This is a genomic window from Paraburkholderia sp. BR10936, assembly GCF_040965735.1.
GTDB lineage: Bacteria > Pseudomonadota > Gammaproteobacteria > Burkholderiales > Burkholderiaceae > Paraburkholderia > Paraburkholderia nodosa_A.
Genome location: NZ_JBFRCM010000072.1, coordinates 1 through 466 on the forward strand (window position 1 = coordinate 1; position 466 = coordinate 466).

General features: G+C 45.1%; 1 pseudogene. It reads right to left on the minus strand.

Going from position 1 to position 466, the window contains the following annotated elements:
- Nucleotides 1–253 precede the first annotated feature (253 nt).
- Nucleotides 254–466: pseudogene (tuf, locus tag AB4Y36_RS40460) on the minus strand (elongation factor Tu); the annotation flags it as partial.

Consider the following 466-nt stretch of genomic DNA (forward strand, 5'->3'; position numbering starts at 1 on the left):
TATTTCTACTGCGTTTACTATTTTGCTCAGATCGGATTGTTATAAGAAAATGGCGATGAGACAGAGAAATGCTCAACTGAAAGTGCAGCGCCAACGCTCTGGTCATTTGGTCGAGGCTAATGTGTTGTTTTGATTATGAGCGGGATAAAACCAAAAGAAGATATAAGCCTAAGATGACTTATAACCAAAAATGAAAAAGGGAAGCCGAAGCTTCCCTTTTTCGATGCAGCATTGCGCGGCAAGATTAACGCGATTAAGCGATGATCTTAGCTACAACACCAGCACCTACAGTACGGCCACCTTCACGGATAGCGAAGCGTAGACCTTCGTCCATCGCGATTGGTGCAATCAGGTCTACAACCATCTTCACGTTGTCGCCTGGCATTACCATTTCTACGCCTTCTGGTAGCTCAATGCTGCCTGTTACGTCAGTTGTACGGAAGTAGAACTGTGGACGGTAACCTTT